This is a genomic window from Priestia sp. FSL R5-0597 (genome assembly GCF_038006305.1).
Taxonomy (GTDB): Bacteria; Bacillota; Bacilli; order Bacillales; family Bacillaceae_H; genus Priestia; species Priestia zanthoxyli.
In genome coordinates this window covers 405001-422542 of record NZ_JBBOUZ010000001.1, presented here as the reverse complement: position 1 = coordinate 422542, position 17542 = coordinate 405001, and the positions used below count along the sequence as shown (strand labels likewise).

Genomic DNA, 17542 nt, shown 5'->3' with positions numbered 1-17542 from the left:
TAAGCAGCTTGAAGGAAAGTTATTATTTGTTCAGCAAAATTGTCAGCACATTATCGTTGAATCCTCACATTCTTCCGTAAGACGCTGCATTAAGTGTTTCTATCAACAAGATGCAAAAAGGACTTCGTAAAGAAGTCCTTTCATCTTTTTTTGAAACGTGCTTTCAGCATGTTCTTAATCCAATATAGTATTTTAATAATAACCCAGCCTATAAATGTACCTAGCGTGTTCAAAAAGATATCATCAATATCAAATACTCGTTCCGTTAGCTTGTACTGTAAAATTTCAATCAGAAAACTGATTAAGAAACCCGTCGTAAAGACTTGAATAAAACCGTCAAACCACTTCATAAACAACGGAATAAACATTCCAAGCGGCGCAAACATCACGATATTTCCCAGTATATTTGTCAGAGTGAGCATTATATTACCGCTGTCCCACATCAGACGGATTGTACTAAATAAATCCAAGTTCATTGCTTTTCCGTAAACATGTTCGTTTTCCCGTATGAGAGTAGCATAAATGACCACTGCCGTATACGCAATAAATAGAGTGAACATGACTTTTTTAACAATTGACCTGATGCTTACATTCACTTCAACATCACCTTCTTTGACTCCCAAAACCATTTATTATTATCTATATGTACCCGTCCACTGCTTTCATTCGTAGTGAATGCATTTATATGCTTTTTTATCCTATCACATCAATAAATAAATACAATTCCCTTTTTGTTATTTTGTAAACTAAAATTTTTTCAATTAAAAAAGCCACGCTTTTCGCATGACTTTTGTTAATTAATAACTCCACGATGGATAATTTCCACTTGTACTTTCGGATTAATCGAGATGTTTTTATAGTCCTGTCTCCATTTAAGCCTTTTCCATATACTCGGATGATAAGCAGCTACTTCTCTTCCTATTTCAAGAAAATCACAGTTAGCTTTTTGCAGCTTTTCAACTACTTTTTCAGCTTTCTTTTGTAGAATCTTTTCAATTTCTTTCTGTACGTTTTTTGTTAATGCAGGAGATGACATTTCATTTTTAGTAAATTCATTAATACTTACTTTTATATTTAGCGGTATGATTACTTTTGCTCCGTGCACCGCATCAGGTTTAACGTGCATTTTTGCTTTAGCATCTGACACATCATACGATACTACATACTGTTGATCATGTATGGTAATTTTGTGACTCATAATCATATATTTGTCTTTTTGATTTCCTAATAAAAGAAGCGCCTTAGATTCATCGGAATTTAATGTAATACCTGAAAATTTATCTTCATTAAACAAAGCTGTACCGATTACATCAACGGTCTTATTTTCAGTATTTAATTTCATATAAGGAAGAGCTAGCCCTTTTCCTTCATCAAACAACACGGTACAAAGTGACTGAAGAGTTTCAATTGGCACTAAGGAATTGACTTCAGCCGTATGGACAACTCCGTCTAAATATTCTCCAATTAGCTCTTCTCCTACTTGCTGTAGCTCAACTATCGTACTCGGTTTCCCTTCTACAATGACATACTTAGCCGTTAGAGGACTTTCCGGTGTGCGATATAAGACGTCTGATAATTCTAGTATACCTTCTTTAGCTAATCGATCTTCAAATAAGATTATTCTCTTTTTGGCAGACATAACAATTCCAGAAACCTGCTGGTTGATTTTTGTTCGATCATCTCGAGGTGAATCCCCTGCTACATGATAAGTTTTATTTACTAAAGTCCCTTCTTTAGACGTATATGAGCGGATAGCAATAGTAGAAAGCACCTTATTTCCTTTCTTTTTTTCATAAGCTACCGTAGACAAAAACATCGTATCTTTTAACATTTTTTGATCCCAGCACCCCGTTAGAAAACTTAAAACTAAACATATGCTCATTATCTTGATCAGTTTATCCTTCATTTTTTACAGTTCCTTTTCTAATCCATGACAATAATAGCAAACAGATAGGAATACAGAAAATGAATACGTAAATTAAATAATTAGTTGTTTGAGACAAAGCTGCGACAAGCTGATCCGTTTTTGAAAAATAAATGGAAAGACCTGTTACAAATATCAATACAATTGGAACAAATGGACGGTGAGTTTTCTTTTTGAAGATTTCCTGCATGCCTACACTTGAAATATATACATATATAATAAGGGACGTAATAACAGAAATGATCCAAAAAGTAATAAAAACCAAATCGATTCGTTCGATAACTGAGTTTTGCGTCGCCTTCAAAATATATAAAACCGGTTCTGGTACAATTAAAATTTCATCTGGGCTAAAAAACATATAACAAGCAATGATAATATACACATATAAAATCGTAACGATACAATTACTAAGCATGACCATTTTTAAAGTCGTCGTAGACTTTGCTTTTACAAACGGTGCTAAAATTAAAATAGCTTCAAAACCTAACATTGAGATACTTCCTTCTTTTGACGCCAGCAAAATATTTTGAATACCGCTGTGCCCAATCGGAAATAGATACCGGACATCGGCCTCTTTATAAGCATTTGACACCAATAATACCAAAATAATTAAAAATACAGATACAATAGTAAAAAAACGCCCTATATTGCGTACATTCTCTTTTGCAAAATATAACGCAATAACAACTAATAAAAAGACAAGAACATAAGCTGGCGTCAAGTGATAAAGCCAGCGCTTTAACACGTTTACATATAAAACCGTAATGACACTTGAGACAATAATGTAATAAAACACATATCCTATATTCAAAAAATTACCTAACCACTTACCAAGCAGCTTGCTAGTCATCTGATACAGCGTTAAACCTGGCAAACGATGCGTTAATCCCCAGTGGAATAATGTAATGACTTGAATAATACAACCGCTCATTAACATGGAAATCCAGCCGTCCGTATGCGCCGTTTTAAATAAGTTATAAGGTAACCCTAAAACACCAATCCCAATTTGAGTTTGTAAGATGATAAAGAACAGCTGACTGGCTGAAATACTATTTTTATTCATTTGAATCCCAATTCCTTATCGCTTTTTGACGTTTACGTTTTTGAGGCTTAGCATTAGCAGGCCTTTCATTCAAATAAAGCTGATGCATCCTTACAAAGACATCCTTTAAGCCGGAAAATCTAAATGGAGCAAAAGGAATTAAGTAAGGCATCGTAATGGACTCTAAAATAACTAAATGCATAACGATGAGCACTAGTACAAAAACAATACCCAAATAGCCAAAAACGGCTGCTCCGATCATCATAGGAAAACTTAAAATTCGCAGCGTTGTGCTCATTTCGTTTGATGGCACAACAAAGGAAGAAACGGCTGTTAGAGCAATAACAATAATCATCATATTTGAAACTAAACTCGCTTCAACAATTGCTGTGCCGATAACTAATCCTCCAACTACCCCGATGGTTTGAGCAATGGATGAAGGCAGCCTGAGCGATGCTTCTTTTAATAGTTCCAATATCAATACCATAATAAATGCCTCTACTATCGGAGGAAACGGAACGTTCTCAAGAGATCCTTTTACCGTAAATACTAAGTCCAAAGGAATTAACTCGTAATGAAAAGAAATCGTTGCAATATAAATCGCAGGTAAACTCATGGCAACAAAAAAACTGAACACGCGTAAAAGTCGAAAAAATGAGCCATAAAGTGCACGTGTATTGTAATCTTCAGGCGATTGATAAAAAGTAAAAAAGTTAACAGGAGCAATTAACGCAGAACTATTTCCATTTGTTAAAACGGCCATTCTTCCTTCTAACAGGTTACCCATCACCCGGTCCGGCCTTTCTGTATTTAGCAGCTGAGGAAATGGTGACAGAGGTGAATCTTCTAGAGCCTCTTCAATGACACTCCCACTATCCACTCCATCCACTTCAATTTGTTTGATACGATCAATAATCATATTACAAATGTCTATGTTCGCTATATTTTTCAGATATAAAACTGCTACTCGAGTGCGTGAAATACTGCCTACTTCGATGTAGCGTACAATAAGGCTTCCATCTAAAAATTTTTGACGCATCATGTTTAGATTTTTGTCCAAACTCTCAACAAAACTTTCCTGTGAACCTCTAACCACTTTTTCGTTCAGCGCTTGATTAACTTCTCTTGTAGCCGTTTTGGTAGAGTCAATTGCATAAACAAACGAATCATTCTCAATTAGTAGAATAGACGCACCTCGGCTCATTAAACTAATCATTTCATCCAAATCTTTTGTAGGAGTAATCGAAGCGGCCTGTATGACTTCTTTTATCTCTCCTTCTTTTTCTATTAATAAAGGTTTGATAACATGATCGTTTAGCTTCATTGAATCCATAAGAGGGACAAAATAGACTAAAAGTGCACTCTGGTGATTAAATTTCAGCTGTCTTTTCCCTATATCGTTTGAATAATCTAACCGTTCTTCAAGTTCTTTTACAATTTCTTCTATGTTTTTACCAGGTTCAATTTCTGCTTTTTCTTCTGCTTCAAGGGAGTTAGGACTTTTTTTCCATTTAGATCTTCGTTTGATTAACAGTGCCACTCACCTGCCTCGATGTCTCTTGTTAATATTCATTGTTTCTAAAAAAATAAATAGTATGTAAAAAAAATGCAAAAAGACGCAGCGAAAAATTTTCGCTGCGTCTTTTTAATCTGGATAATAAGGATTCAAATGGATTAATACTTCCTGAATATTATCATGCTTTTTCATAAGTGTAGCTTTGATTTCTCGTCCTAAATCATGACCTTCCTTAATTGTTTTAAAGTGGTCAATTGAAATACGTACATCCACTAATATGTAATGGCCATGTTCTCTTGCTCGAACGCGATCAATCCGCTTCACATCTTCAAATTCATAAATACTTTCTTCAAGTTCTTTCAGTAGCTCTTCATCAATATTGCCTTCCATTAAGATTTGAAAAGACTCTCCCATCATTTGTCTGGCAATGTTAAAAATTAAATAAGCAACAAAGATACTTGCTATTTTATCTCCGTATAACAGCAGTTGAACATCCATTTTATCACCAATAATGGATAATAAAACACCAATTGCCGCTGCAATAGAAGCAACAATATCTGCTTTATGATCAAATGCAATTGCCTCAATTGCCTTACTGTGGTGCTGCTTGGCTACGTTTAAAGAATAACGGTACAATAATACCTTTGCTATGTATGAAATAACAGCAATCCACATGGCTAAAATATTTGGAGATTCAACCGGATGGAATAAACCAACGACTCCTTCAAATACCACATAAAATGATACAAGCAATAAAATAATTCCTACAATTCCTGAGACAATTACTTCTGCTTTTCCATGCCCGTATGGATGATCATCATCTGCTGGCTTATTTGCTACTCGTATAACCAACAAGACAATAATAGAGGCAAATACGTCCGCTGCAGAGTGAATACCATCAGCAAATACAGCATCACTATTTCCAATCCATCCTACTATTACTTTTCCTAGCGTAAGGGCAATATTGCTCCATACGCTAATCCATGCTACTTTTTTCGCAATGGACTCCCTTATACTATTATTCATTTGCACACCTCGACTTACTTCTTGAAAAATCAGCTTTTTTATCTTATCACTGTTCATTCAAGTGGGTCTAGAGCAACCTATTTTCATTTAGCTATATATGTTTCAGCACCGCAAAATTACTGATAATCCACAACATATCTTTCTTATTTCTCTGCCAACTTCTTACGATCAGTTGCCATTGGAGGTTCTTCCATCCACCCTTGCTCAATCATAATTCGAATTCCATCTTTTCCGTACTTCCCTATACGCCCAATTAGCTGAGAAAATTCTACTGCTACATCCGAACGGAAGGCCATAGACAAACCAGCACCGCAGTTATCAATAGCGATCGTCACCGCTGTAGAAGTATGATACATCATCAGCTTATCTGAAAACGGTGAAATCGTTGAGTTGGTTACATATGCATCAAGCAGCCTCGGACTTGGTAAATCAGCTTCAGACAGTAACTCGGTGAAGTGCTTGATTTGCTTACTTGCAAGCTTGACTCCATCAAAAAAATAAGAGCGTAATTTTTGTGTGGTAGCTACTTGACTAAAGGCCAGCATCAGCGTTTTACCTAATACATTTGTATTAACAATTTCTTGAATAGCGGTAACCTCTAAAGAAGTTAAAGGATGCATTTGAGAGAAAAATGGTGATATAAATGTTTTTTCGTCCACAAAATTCACTTTTACAGGATAAGGAATAACCGGAGGTCTCATCAGCATGCTTTTTCTTAAAATAACGTGGTTAGAATTCTCTAAAAGAATGTCGCTTTCTTTTACGCATCGAGATAGGTGGTCATAAATATCTTGCCTTCTCACTGCGCTTAGCGCTCTGGCATATTTCTTCATACCTCCAATGGCCATTTCGTTTACATAAATAGCCATAAAAATATCATCGAATAAAGCAGGAACTCCTTTGTTCACATCTTGTTCCCCAAACCCTACTGGAATTGGAATTTTTTCTGAACTGAATAATTCCGTCAATTCGTCTACATGAGTTTGTGAAAACTGATGTGCTTTTTTTAAAAGTTCCTTAATCTCTGGATCTTTTACAACAGATAGAAAATATCCAAGAACGCATACATACAGCGTATCGCCTAAATATTGCGCCCATAAGTAACCTAACTCGGCTGCATTCAACCGCTGATTTTGTTGATGTTTTTGCATTTCACTCTTTATATTTTCGTTCATTCACTTATTCTCCTTTTGGATAAAGTCGTACTTTTACTATCTCCAAAGAAGCGCTGAATAAACCGCATAAAAAAGACCTAGATAACAAGTCTAGGCCTTTTAGGTTATGCATATTTTTGGTCTTCGGTCTCTTTTCTAAAAAAGCTTTTCATCGCATGAAAAACGTCTGATTTTTGTTTTAAAATAAAGTGTCTAAAGCTTTCGTCTTGAATGTTTTTGTACGCAGACATTAAAGTGGAATGTCGATTGTACTGATTCACTTCCCCATACCCAAACATATTTGACACTTTCATTAATTCATTTACTAACTTTACACACCTTGCGTTATCTGAAGTTAAGTTATCACCATCTGAAAAATGAAACGGGTAAATATTATAACGGCTCGGATCATACTTTTGGTTAATTAATTCAAGCGCTTTTCGGTAAGCAGATGAGCAGATGGTTCCTCCACTTTCTCCTTTGGAGAAGAAGTCTTCTTCTGACACTACTTTTGCCTCTGTATGATGCGCAATAAATTCAATTTCCACCGTTTCGTATTTCGTACGTAAAAAGCGTGTCATCCAAAAGAAAAAGCTTCGTGCCATATATTTTTCCCATATGCCCATCGAACCGCTCGTATCCATCATAGCTAAAACGACTGCTTTCGATTCTGGCTTTATAACTTCATTCCACGTTTTAAATTTTAAATCCTCCGGATAAATAGGATGAAAAGCAGGCTTTCCTGTCATTGCGTTTCGCTTATAAGCGCTCATCATCGTTCGTTTTTTATCAATATTCCCCATCAAACCTGTACGTCGTATATCATTAAATTCAATGTGTTCCACAACAATTTGATCAGATTCTTTTCGCTGAAGATTAGGCAGTTCTAATTGAGCAAATAAAGCCTCTTGAAGTTCCATGAGGGACACTTCCGCTTCAAAGTAGTCTTCTCCAGCCTGGTCACCTGCTCCTTGACCTTTTCCTGCTCCTTTTTGACCATCTCCAGCAGATCCGTCACGTGCTACTACATCCCCAACTTTACTGTCTCCATCACCTTGACCCACATGTTTGTTTTTATCATAATTGTACCGAATTCGATATTCATCCAATGATTTGATCGGGATTTTAACAACTTCTCTTCCATTGGACATCACGATATTTTCTTCTGTAATTAAGTCCGGTAAATTATTTTTAATGGCTTCTTTAATTTTTTCTTGATGTCTTTTTTGATCATCGTGGCCTTTACGATGGAGGGACCAGTCTTCTTTTGAGACAGCAAAACTTTTATCTACTTCTTTTCCCACGCTATTCCCCTCCTTATTTAAAAAACACCTGCACGTTTTTACTCGGCATGCATAAGCTATACCGAAAGTTTCTGACAAATACCTTTAGTTCAAAGGTTGGTTACTCTTATCCTATGCGCAAGAATGGTATACTTGCTAACTAATTCTTTTACTATTAACTATTCATTTTATAGTGTCTAGTGTCATGTATATGTTTATGACTTATCATATGATGGTTAAGTGCAATGCGTACTACACAATAGCCTAATTATGCAGAGTTTATTTTAAGAGATAAGAAAAACATGGCACAGATCGGAAGTGCCATGTTTTCTTGTTAGTACTGAGTTATCGATTTAACAAACTTCCTACATAGCGCAGCAGTTCATTAGCAGATACTGAATTGTATCCATGCTCATCAATCAATCGAGCCACTACTTCATTTACTTTCTTCAGCTGCTGCTCATCTGGTGTTTTAGTGGACGTTGTAATTTTCACTACGTCTTTTAAATCTGCAAACAGTTTTTTCTGAATCGCTTCACGTAAGCGTTCATGAGAATTATAGTCAAATCGTTTTCCTTTACGTGCATAAGCGGAAATACGAATTAAGATTTCTTCGCGGAATGCTTTTTTCGCATTTTCTGAAATACCAATTTGTTCTTCAATTGAACGCATTAATTTATCATCTGGATTTAACTCTTCTCCTGTTAGCGGATCACGAAGCTTATTTTTGTTGCAGTATGCTTCGACATTATCTAAATAATTATCCATTAATGTTTTAGCAGACTCTTCGTAAGAATAAACGAACGCTTTTTGCACTTCTTTTTTAGCAATTTCATCATATTCTTTACGCGCCAGAGAAATATAATTCAGGTAACGCTCTCGGTCCTCAGCAGAAATAGACGCATGCTGTGCTAACCCTTCCTTCAATGAACGCAGTACATCTAATGCATTGATTGATTTAATATCTTTTCGAATGATGGTAGATGAAATGCGGTTAATGACATAACGCGGATCAATACCGCTCATTCCTTCATCCGTATACTCTTTTTGTAACTCTTCTACGTCTGCATCGTTGTAGCCTTCTACAGATTGACCGTCGTATAAGCGCATTTTCTTTAACAAATCGATATCGCCTTTTTTAGGCTCTTTTAATCTTGTTAACGTAGTAAAGATAGACGCAATACGTAGCGTATGAGGGGCAATATGAACATCTGATACGTCACTTTCACGAATCATTTTGTCATAAATTTTTTCCTCATCACTCACTTTTAAGTTATATGGAACAGGCATTACAATAATTCGTGAATGCAAAGCTTCATTTTTCTTATTGGAAATAAACGAGCGATACTCTGTTTCATTTGTATGCGCTACGATTAATTCATCTGCACTAATTAAAGCAAATCTTCCTGCTTTAAAGTTTCCTTCTTGGGTTAAAGAGAGTAAATGCCATAAAAATTTCTCGTCACATTTTAACATCTCTTGGAACTCCATCATTCCCCGGTTTGCTTTATTAAGCTCTCCGTCAAAGCGGTAAGCGCGCGGATCTGACTCAGATCCATACTCTGCAATTGTTGAAAAGTCAATGCTTCCTGTTAGGTCAGCAATGTCTTGAGATTTCGGATCAGAAGGACTGAACGTTCCAATTCCAGTTCGTTTGTCCTCTGAGAAGAAAATGCGTTCGATGATGACGTCTTCAATTCTGCCGCCATACTCTTCCTCTAATCGCATTGTATTTAAAGGAGATAAGTTTCCTTCAATTCGGATACCATACTCTTCAAAGAAGTCTTTACGTAAATGATGTGGAATTAAATGCAGCGGATCTTCATGCATTGGGCATCCTTTAATAGCGTAAACAGCTCCTCGATCAGTAAGCGAATAAGCTTCAAGCCCTCTTTTTAACATGGTCACTAGCGTCGATTTACCACCACTTACTGGACCCATTAAAAGTAAAATACGTTTACGAACATCTAAACGCTTTGCAGCTGGGTGAAAATATTCTTCCACCAAGCGTTCTAGCGAATCTTCAAGTCCAAACATTTGTCCACTGAAAAATTTATAATGTCTTTTACCATTTACCTCTTCAATTCCTGCATCCTTTATCATGTTGTATACTCTAGAGTGTGCAGGCTGAGCAATTAAAGGCTCATCTTTAATCAGCTTTAGGTACTCTTCAAATGTCCCTTCCCACTTAAGACGATTCTCTTCTTCGCGGTATCTTTCAACTTTCTTTAATATATCCATTAAAGGACCTCCCCTACTAGTTATGGTGCTAGTGAACAAGATTAATACAATCTATGCAGCAAAATGTTTGAACATGCTTTTTAAATTGTAAAATTCAGAAATTTGTCCTTGCTAGGCATTCACAGTGAAGTATTTATTAGCTATAATAAAAGAGTAAGAAGGAACGGTTAAATTTTATTAGAGAACTTACGTCTCTAGAAGAGTTAGTTTGTCATTATTATCATCATGAGATATGGGAAGTCGGTTTTAACTGCAGTAGCTATATAATCCTTTTAATTAGATTGAGGAGGAAAATCAATGCGCTTACTTTTAGTATTAGGAGTAACAATTGCTTTTTTAGCATCCATCTTCAGAGCGGGATACAATGATAAACCGGGCGTTAAAAAATAACCACTACATATCATCGTCGACATAAATAAAAAAGCGAGGTTCAAATTTTATTGAACCTCGCTTTTTATTTAAGATAAACCAGCGTAATTTTGTTGACGCAGCGCTTCATAGATTAAAATAGCTGCTGTATTAGATAAATTTAAAGAACGAACATTTTCTGTCATCGGTAAACGAAGACATCTTTCCATGTTCTCTTCAATAATGTGCTTTGGCAGACCCTTTGTTTCTCTCCCAAATACGAAGAAATGATCCTGCTCTAAGTCACTATAATCAAATGTTGTATGTGGCTGTTGACCAAATTTTGTGATGAAGTAAAAGCCTGCTTCAGGATACTTTTCAAATACTTCTTCTAATGAATCATGATACACCACATTTACAAATTCCCAGTAATCCAATCCAGCTCGCTTTAACATTTTATCATCTGTTGAAAAGCCTAACGGCCGAACTAAATGCAGCGTCGTATTTGTTGCTGCACATGTTCGCGCAATATTTCCTGTATTTGCTGGAATTTCTGGTTGAAATAACACTACGTGTACTCCCACAAATTTTCACCTCTGCTAACAAATCTATTCATCATTATACCACTAACTTGCTAAAACGAAAGACTTACCGATCAACGATATGGAAAAAATCATACTTAATCTTTGGCGTGTAAGCCGTTGAATCTTCATACGCCCAATATCTCATTCGACTATTATACGTGTTCGCATTCACAAGAGGCATACCGTGACCGTCTTTTGCTACAACAATCGTCGTATGATTCCATCTTCCATCTCCTTCAAAATCGTAGCAGATAACGTCTCCCGGGACAAGTTCGCTTGCTGAGGATTTCCTCACAGCCCGAAGTCCTGATTTGGAGTTACTTAAATAGCTGTGCATGGAATGAGCAACGGCCCAGCTATAGCTCCAGGCGTTCCCTCTCATCCACCATCCGTTTGCTTTTTTAGGATACCCCCGCATCGGCGCCTTTCCTGCATGCAAACACTGTGAGATATAGTTGGTGCAGTTTACCTCAAACTGCTTATAACTTTCATTAGGTTTATCCCAATGTTTTTCTGCATACTGAACAGCTGCAAGACGATCATAATAAGAGGCTCTTTCTTCGTCTTCCTCTACTTCTTCTACATCCATTTCAACCTCATCTTCAGAAAAATCCTTTACCAGCAGCTCATCTTGAATAAGTGTATCTTTATAAAAAAGAGCTAAACGATCTTCAATTTCTTCTTCTATATAGAAAAAATCGTTTTGTTTTAAAAATGCCTGAATGTGCACCTTATATAATACTCTTGTTTCTTCCTGATCCGTATGAGCAGATTGAATAGAACCTTTCATATTACATTTTAAAACATCAACTTCTCTTTTTTTTACAAGAGACCGCTTTAGCTCACACTGCTGTTCAATGAAAGGCTTAAAGTCTTCATGAAGCTCACCTTTTACATAGCTGTCCGCACGCGCTTTAATTAAAGTATATAATACATTCCTTTTTGTTAGCATAATGTCACCACTTTTCTAAGCGTTTATTATACGCTATGACTCATTAGCTAACTTTATCAATAAAAATACGGTTTAGATCTCTTGAAGCATCTCTATACCTTTTGACATTTCTTCAATTACTTCTTGGTCCTTTTCTTTTTCTCTTAAGTTCATAAGTGTATCTAATGCTTCTTTATCACCAATTTTGCCTAACGCCCATGCCGCCGTTCCTCTAATGACAGGGCGAACGTCATTTTTAATTAACTCAATTAAATCTGGAACAGCGGTTTGGTCTTTAAAATGGGCAAGTGCAATAATGGCATTACGCTGAATTGGCTTTTTCCCTCTCCATGACCCTGAAACATGTCCAAATTTCTCTTTGAACTCACGATTACTCATCGTTAAAAGCGGTTTTAATTTAGGCTTCGCAAGTTCTGGGTCAGGCTCCATCTCAGGGTGAAAATGAAAGTCTTTGCCTTTATTTTCAGGACACACAGTTTGACATGTATCACAGCCATATAAACGATTGCCTAATTTACTTCGAAATTCTTCAGCTAAAAATCCTTTTGTTTGGGTTAAAAAGGCAATACATCGCTGCGAATTCAGCTGACCGCCTGTTACAAGCGCACCGGTAGGGCAAACATCCACGCACTTATTACAAGTACCACAGCCGTCTTCTATCGGTTTATCAGGAGGAAACGGGATATCTGTAATCATTTCCCCTAAATACACGTAGGAACCGAATTCAGGTGTGATAATGGCACAGTTCTTACCGCTCCAGCCAATACCAGCTCTTTCTGCTACAGCTCGGTCCGACAGCTCGCCTGTATCTACCATCGATTGAAGGATAGCTGCAGGTACTTTTTCTTTTATGAAAGCTTCAAGCTTTTGAAGCCTATCACGTAAAACCGTATGATAATCTTGTCCCCAAGAAGCACGGCAAAAGATCCCTCGGCGATCTTCCTTTGTGCTCTTTGGTGCATCCTTTAATTTAGAAGGATACGCAAGTGCAATTGAAATAATGGATCTAGCTTTTGGAACAACTAATGTGGGATCTACTCTTTTTTCAATATCAGGTTCCTCAAAGCCTGAAGCATAACCTAACTCTTGCTGTGCTAACAATCGATTCTTTAACTCATCAAACATAGAAGCACTCGCAAATCCAATCTTATCGATTCCAATCTCTTTGCTGTATGAAATAATTTCTTCCTTCAACTGATACGCATTCATAGTGAGTAATAGCCTCCTTTCTAAGAAATTCTATATATTCATGCATTGAACTGTTTTCTCACTCAATGAAATGATAGGATGGTATCTATAAACGAACAAATACTAATTATAATAGAAAGGATCAAAAAAATGAACTTTACATTATCACCCGCTATTAAACAGCTTTGCCCTTCTTTTAAAATGGGAATCATTCAGTATAAAAATATTGAAGTTGGCGATTCTCCTCAAATGCTAAAAGGACGTCTGCGCCTTTTTCAAGAATCCATTTATTTTGACCTTGAGTCAAAAAAAGTAACAGAATTTGAAGGTGTTAGCGAGTGGAGAAAGCTTTTCAAAACGTTTGGAACGGATCCAAGTAAATACCGTCCTTCTATAGAAGCTTTAATTCGACGGATAGGAAAACAAACGTATCTTCCTTCTATCAATTCTGCTGTGGACATTAATAACTTTTTTTCATTGCAATATGAAGTACCAATTGGAATTTATGATTCTTCTAATATAGAGGGCCACGTTGAATTTACTATCGGTAAAAAAGAAGAGTCTTACGAAGCTCTAAATGAACGTAACATTTCTTTAGAAAATAAAATCATTTCAAAAGATGCCCTAGGAGCTTTCGGAAGCCCTTATGTCGATTCTAACCGAGCGTACGTAACTGAAAAGACAACACAAGCTGTACAGTTCATCTATTTAAAGCCTTCACTTTCAGAAGAACAGGCTTATAAACTAACTAAATCCTTAAGTGACATGTTCATTCAAATTCACGGCGGCGAAGCAACCTATCAAGTCATTAACTGATGTACGTAAATATAGCGTCTATCTTTTCAAGATAGACGCTATATTTACGCTAAAAATAAAAAACGCAACATCTCAGCTTTGAAAGCGAGACACTGCGTTGTGATAACAATATGTATGGAGCGGGTGATGAGAATCGAACTCACGACATCAGCTTGGAAGGCTGAGGTTTTACCACTAAACTACACCCGCAAATATTATCAAAATTTGTCGACCAATAAGTAAAAATAAAAACAGGAATCATCCTGTCAAGTAAAGCTAAAGTACCGATGGTCGGGGTCGAACCGACACTCCCGAAGGAACACGATTTTGAGTCGTGCGCGTCTGCCAATTCCGCCACATCGGCAAAATAAAAAAGGCAAGTTAAAATTATAAATGGTGCCGAGGGCCGGACTTGAACCGGCACGGTAGTCACCTACCGCAGGATTTTAAGTCCTGTGTGTCTGCCAATTCCACCACCCCGGCAGCTTGTAAATAAATGGAGGCGGCAACCGGATTTGAACCGGTGATAAAGGTTTTGCAGACCTCTGCCTTACCACTTGGCTATGCCGCCATTTACTCAAGACTAAATAACTTTATTAAAATTAAATTGGAGCGGAAGACGAGGTTCGAACTCGCGACCCCCACCTTGGCAAGGTGGTGTTCTACCACTGAACTACTTCCGCAAATATGGCTGGGCTAGCTGGATTCGAACCAACGCATGACGGAATCAAAATCCGTTGCCTTACCGCTTGGCGATAGCCCAATATTGGAATATGCATATCGTTTATAAATGGGGCGACTGATGGGAATCGAACCCACGAATGCCGGAACCACAATCCGGTGCGTTAACCACTTCGCCACAATCGCCACGTATATATGCAATATTAATTTTATAATTGGCAGGGGCAGTAGGAATCGAACCCACACTGACGGTTTTGGAGACCGTAGTTCTACCTTTAAACTATGCCCCTGTAAATGGTGGAGGGGGGCAGATTCGAACTGCCGAACCCGAAGGAGCGGATTTACAGTCCGCCGCGTTTAGCCACTTCGCTACCCCTCCACAATAACTGTGGTGCCGGCAAGAGGACTTGAACCCCCAACCTACTGATTACAAGTCAGTTGCTCTACCAGTTGAGCTACACCGGCATTTTAAAAACAAATGTTTTTAAAATGGTGGCTCGGGACGGAATCGAACCGCCGACACAAGGATTTTCAGTCCTTTGCTCTACCAACTGAGCTACCGAGCCTTATTAAATTTAAAATGGCGGTCCCGACGGGAATCGAACCCGCGATCTCCTGCGTGACAGGCAGGCATGTTAACCGCTACACCACGGGACCACTTGGTTGCGGGGACAGGATTTGAACCTGCGACCTTCGGGTTATGAGCCCGACGAGCTACCGAACTGCTCCACCCCGCGATGATAATATATGGTGGAGGATGACGGGATCGAACCGCCGACCCCCTGCTTGTAAGGCAGGTGCTCTCCCAGCTGAGCTAATCCTCCACTATTATGTAGATAAAAATAAATGGTGACCCGTACGGGATTCGAACCCGTGTTACCGCCGTGAAAGGGCGGTGTCTTAACCGCTTGACCAACGGGCCACTGTGCTAATTAAATAAAAATGGCGGAGAGCAAGGGATTTGAACCCTTGAGACAGCGTTAACCGCCTACACGATTTCCAATCGTGCTCCTTCGGCCACTCGGACAGCTCTCCAAATGGCTCCACAGGTAGGACTCGAACCTACGACCGATCGGTTAACAGCCGATAGCTCTACCACTGAGCTACTGTGGAATAATAACAGCCTGGCAACGTCCTACTCTCACAGGGACAAAGTCCCAACTACCATTGGCGCTAAAGAGCTTAACTTCCGTGTTCGGTATGGGAACGGGTGTGACCTCTTCGCTATCGCCACCAGACATATTATATTATACATGATTTAAAAAAGAAAGCAAGACTTTTTTGAAAAAGTTTTGTTCTTTCAAAACTAGATAACAGGTTGCTGAGTAAAGCTTACGCTTTTAAAAGTTTGGTTAAGTCCTCGATCGATTAGTATCAGTCAGCTACACATGTCGCCACGCTTCCACCTCTGACCTATCAACCTGATCATCTTTCAGGGATCTTACTAGCTTGCGCTATGGGAAATCTCATCTTGAGGGGGGCTTCATGCTTAGATGCTTTCAGCACTTATCCCGTCCACACATAGCTACCCAGCGATGCCTTTGGCAAGACAACTGGTACACCAGCGGTGTGTCCATCCCGGTCCTCTCGTACTAAGGACAGCTCCTCTCAAATTTCCTACGCCCACGACGGATAGGGACCGAACTGTCTCACGACGTTCTGAACCCAGCTCGCGTACCGCTTTAATGGGCGAACAGCCCAACCCTTGGGACCGACTACAGCCCCAGGATGCGATGAGCCGACATCGAGGTGCCAAACCTCCCCGTCGATGTGGACTCTTGGGGGAGATAAGCCTGTTATCCCCGGGGTAGCTTTTATCCGTTGAGCGATGGCCCTTCCATGCGGAACCACCGGATCACTAAGCCCGACTTTCGTCCCTGCTCGACTTGTAGGTCTCGCAGTCAAGCTCCCTTGTGCCTTTACACTCTACGAATGATTTCCAACCATTCTGAGGGAACCTTTGGGCGCCTCCGTTACATTTTAGGAGGCGACCGCCCCAGTCAAACTGCCCACCTGACACTGTCTCCCGGCCCGATCAGGGCCGCGGGTTAGAATTTCAATACAGCCAGGGTAGTATCCCACCGACGCCTCCACCGAAGCTAGCGCTCCGGCTTCTCAGGCTCCTACCTATCCTGTACAAGCTGTACCAAAATTCAATATCAGGCTACAGTAAAGCTCCACGGGGTCTTTCCGTCCTGTCGCGGGTAACCTGCATCTTCACAGGTACTATAATTTCACCGAGTCTCTCGTTGAGACAGTGCCCAGATCGTTACGCCTTTCGTGCGGGTCGGAACTTACCCGACAAGGAATTTCGCTACCTTAGGACCGTTATAGTTACGGCCGCCGTTTACTGGGGCTTCGATTCAGAGCTTCTCCCAAAGGATAACCCCTCCTCTTAACCTTCCAGCACCGGGCAGGCGTCAGCCCCTATACTTCGCCTTGCGGCTTCGCAGAGACCTGTGTTTTTGCTAAACAGTCGCCTGGGCCTATTCACTGCGGCTCTCTCGGGCTATACACCCTACCAGAGCACCCCTTCTCCCGAAGTTACGGGGTCATTTTGCCGAGTTCCTTAACGAGAGTTCTCTCGATCACCTTAGGATTCTCTCCTCGCCTACCTGTGTCGGTTTGCGGTACGGGCACCTCCCGCCTCGCTAGAGGCTTTTCTTGGCAGTGTGGAATCAGGAACTTCGGTACTATAATTCCCTCGTCATCACAGCTCAGCCTTTATGATGAGCGGATTTGCCTACTCATCAGCCTAACTGCTTGAACGCGCATATCCAGCAGCGCGCTTACCCTATCCTACTGCGT

12 protein-coding genes, 17 tRNA genes and 2 rRNA genes (1 of these 31 cut by a window edge) are annotated in these 17542 nt (G+C 39.2%); 1 reads left to right on the top strand and 30 read right to left on the bottom strand.

Translation table 11 applies throughout. The features are described from left to right. Nucleotides 1-140: 140 nt before the first annotated feature. The 11 genes from MKX72_RS02285 to queG all read right to left on the bottom strand — a co-directional run bounded on the left by MKX72_RS02285 (nt 141) and on the right by queG (nt 13279). Nucleotides 141-596 (bottom strand): VanZ family protein, encoded by a 456-nt coding sequence (locus tag MKX72_RS02285; RefSeq protein WP_224357742.1) that lies wholly within the window; start codon nt 594-596, stop codon nt 141-143. 197 nt (nt 597-793) lie between these two features. After that, nucleotides 794-1906, bottom strand: coding sequence for a Ger(x)C family spore germination protein (locus tag MKX72_RS02280; RefSeq protein WP_033580870.1), 1113 nt, complete (start codon nt 1904-1906; stop codon nt 794-796). Beyond that, nucleotides 1896-2987 (bottom strand): GerAB/ArcD/ProY family transporter, encoded by a 1092-nt coding sequence (locus MKX72_RS02275; protein ID WP_028412688.1) that lies wholly within the window; start codon nt 2985-2987, stop codon nt 1896-1898. The genes MKX72_RS02280 and MKX72_RS02275 overlap by 11 nt, the downstream gene beginning before the upstream one ends. Next, on the bottom strand, nt 2980-4506 hold the full coding sequence (locus MKX72_RS02270; RefSeq protein ID WP_155008808.1) for a spore germination protein: 1527 nt from the start codon (nt 4504-4506) through the stop codon (nt 2980-2982). Before MKX72_RS02270 ends, MKX72_RS02275 begins: the two co-directional genes overlap by 8 nt. 105 nt (nt 4507-4611) lie before the next feature. After that, complete coding sequence (locus MKX72_RS02265; RefSeq protein WP_014461808.1) at nt 4612-5508, bottom strand: cation diffusion facilitator family transporter; 897 nt, start codon at nt 5506-5508, stop codon at nt 4612-4614. A gap of 143 nt (nt 5509-5651) precedes the next feature. Beyond that, nucleotides 5652-6683, bottom strand: a complete 1032-nt coding sequence (locus MKX72_RS02260) for a DUF3231 family protein (protein WP_028412690.1) — start codon at nt 6681-6683, stop codon at nt 5652-5654. A gap of 104 nt (nt 6684-6787) precedes the next feature. After that, nucleotides 6788-7966: a sporulation protein YhbH gene (gene yhbH, locus MKX72_RS02255; protein ID WP_028412691.1), complete on the bottom strand. Its 1179-nt coding sequence runs from the start codon at nt 7964-7966 to the stop codon at nt 6788-6790. A 324-nt stretch (nt 7967-8290) separates the two neighbouring features. Next, the gene (locus MKX72_RS02250; protein WP_013055179.1) at nt 8291-10186 is read right to left on the bottom strand and encodes a PrkA family serine protein kinase; all 1896 of its coding nucleotides are present in this window, start codon (nt 10184-10186) and stop codon (nt 8291-8293) included. Nucleotides 10187-10644: 458 nt separating this feature from the next. Beyond that, nucleotides 10645-11118 carry a tRNA (uridine(34)/cytosine(34)/5-carboxymethylaminomethyluridine(34)-2'-O)-methyltransferase TrmL gene (gene trmL / locus MKX72_RS02245; protein ID WP_016762878.1) on the bottom strand — a complete coding sequence of 158 codons (474 nt, stop codon included), beginning with the start codon at nt 11116-11118 and terminating at the stop codon, nt 10645-10647. Between the two features lie 64 nt (nt 11119-11182). Further along, nucleotides 11183-12070 (bottom strand): amidase domain-containing protein, encoded by an 888-nt coding sequence (locus tag MKX72_RS02240; protein WP_028412692.1) that lies wholly within the window; start codon nt 12068-12070, stop codon nt 11183-11185. Nucleotides 12071-12142: 72 nt separating this feature from the next. Beyond that, nucleotides 12143-13279, bottom strand: a complete 1137-nt coding sequence (gene queG / locus MKX72_RS02235) for a tRNA epoxyqueuosine(34) reductase QueG (protein WP_033580873.1) — start codon at nt 13277-13279, stop codon at nt 12143-12145. Between the two features lie 129 nt (nt 13280-13408). Here queG and MKX72_RS02230 point away from each other — a divergent pair, with 129 nt between their 5' ends. Continuing rightward, a complete protein-coding gene (locus tag MKX72_RS02230) occupies nt 13409-14074 on the top strand; it encodes a B3/B4 domain-containing protein (RefSeq protein ID WP_033580874.1) in 666 nt (221 codons plus the stop codon). Between the two features lie 115 nt (nt 14075-14189). On the opposite strand, the gene MKX72_RS02225 is transcribed toward MKX72_RS02230, so the two are convergent. The 19 genes from MKX72_RS02225 to MKX72_RS02135 form a co-directional block, all read right to left on the bottom strand. Further along, a tRNA-Gly gene (locus tag MKX72_RS02225) sits at nt 14190-14263 on the bottom strand. Between the two features lie 72 nt (nt 14264-14335). Beyond that, nucleotides 14336-14417, bottom strand: a tRNA-Leu gene (locus MKX72_RS02220). Nucleotides 14418-14447: 30 nt separating this feature from the next. Then, a tRNA-Leu gene (locus MKX72_RS02215) sits at nt 14448-14536 on the bottom strand. Nucleotides 14537-14550: 14 nt separating this feature from the next. Further along, nucleotides 14551-14624: transfer RNA gene (locus tag MKX72_RS02210), tRNA-Cys, on the bottom strand. 37 nt (nt 14625-14661) lie between these two features. Continuing rightward, a tRNA-Gly gene (locus MKX72_RS02205) sits at nt 14662-14736 on the bottom strand. Nucleotides 14737-14741: 5 nt separating this feature from the next. Next, nucleotides 14742-14816 (bottom strand) — tRNA-Gln (locus MKX72_RS02200). A 28-nt stretch (nt 14817-14844) separates the two neighbouring features. After that, nucleotides 14845-14920 (bottom strand) — tRNA-His (locus MKX72_RS02195). 30 nt (nt 14921-14950) lie between these two features. After that, a tRNA-Trp gene (locus tag MKX72_RS02190) sits at nt 14951-15024 on the bottom strand. Between the two features lie 5 nt (nt 15025-15029). Continuing rightward, nucleotides 15030-15113 (bottom strand) — tRNA-Tyr (locus tag MKX72_RS02185). Between the two features lie 10 nt (nt 15114-15123). Beyond that, nucleotides 15124-15199, bottom strand: a tRNA-Thr gene (locus MKX72_RS02180). A gap of 25 nt (nt 15200-15224) precedes the next feature. Further along, nucleotides 15225-15300: transfer RNA gene (locus MKX72_RS02175), tRNA-Phe, on the bottom strand. A 15-nt stretch (nt 15301-15315) separates the two neighbouring features. Beyond that, nucleotides 15316-15391, bottom strand: a tRNA-Asp gene (locus MKX72_RS02170). A gap of 3 nt (nt 15392-15394) precedes the next feature. Next, nucleotides 15395-15471: transfer RNA gene (locus MKX72_RS02165), tRNA-Met, on the bottom strand. 11 nt (nt 15472-15482) lie between these two features. Next, a tRNA-Val gene (locus tag MKX72_RS02160) sits at nt 15483-15558 on the bottom strand. A gap of 23 nt (nt 15559-15581) precedes the next feature. Beyond that, nucleotides 15582-15656: transfer RNA gene (locus MKX72_RS02155), tRNA-Glu, on the bottom strand. 21 nt (nt 15657-15677) lie between these two features. Then, nucleotides 15678-15769: transfer RNA gene (locus tag MKX72_RS02150), tRNA-Ser, on the bottom strand. A gap of 3 nt (nt 15770-15772) precedes the next feature. After that, nucleotides 15773-15847 (bottom strand) — tRNA-Asn (locus MKX72_RS02145). A 9-nt stretch (nt 15848-15856) separates the two neighbouring features. Beyond that, nucleotides 15857-15972, bottom strand: a 5S ribosomal RNA gene (gene rrf / locus MKX72_RS02140). A gap of 110 nt (nt 15973-16082) precedes the next feature. Next, nucleotides 16083-17542: ribosomal RNA gene (locus tag MKX72_RS02135) — 23S ribosomal RNA — on the bottom strand; it runs 1476 nt beyond the window's last position.